Annotated in this window: 1 protein-coding gene; it reads left to right on the top strand. The window is 66.0% G+C overall.

Going from position 1 to position 456, the window contains the following annotated elements; genetic code table 11:
• The coding region (locus tag JWG43_RS18155; protein WP_205244338.1) for an ATP-binding cassette domain-containing protein at positions 1-456 on the top strand (456 nt) is incomplete at both ends.

Below are 456 nucleotides of genomic sequence, written 5' to 3'. Positions count from 1 at the left end.
GACAAGGAGCTGCTCGCCGAGCTGATGGTGGGCCGCAAGGTGCGCCTCAAGGTCGACAAGGGCACCGCCCAGCCGGGCGAGGCCAAACTCAAGGTTGATGGCCTCTCTTATGTCGATGACGCCGGGGTGGAGCGGGTCAAGTCCGTCAGCTTCGAAGTGCGCGCCGGGGAAGTGGTCGGCATCGCCGGGGTCTCCGGCAACGGCCAGTCCGAGCTGCTCAGCCTGCTCGGCGGCATCCTCAAGCCCAGCAAGGGCAGCTTCACCATCGCCGGAGCCCAGAGCCACGAGGTGAGCCTGAGCCATCCGGCCGATCCGGAGCGGGTGCGCAACTTCGGCCTCGGCCACATCCCGGAAGACCGCCACAAGATGGGGCTCATCAATCGCTTCGAGGCGAAAGAGGCCTTCATCCTCGGTTATCACCGCCGCCCGCAATACAACAAGGGCTGGCTGCAGGAC

Origin of the sequence: Desulfobulbus alkaliphilus (assembly GCF_016918545.1) — a bacterium.
Taxonomy (GTDB): Bacteria; Desulfobacterota; Desulfobulbia; order Desulfobulbales; family Desulfobulbaceae; genus Desulfobulbus; species Desulfobulbus alkaliphilus.
This window is presented reverse-complemented; position numbering and strand designations above follow the sequence as displayed.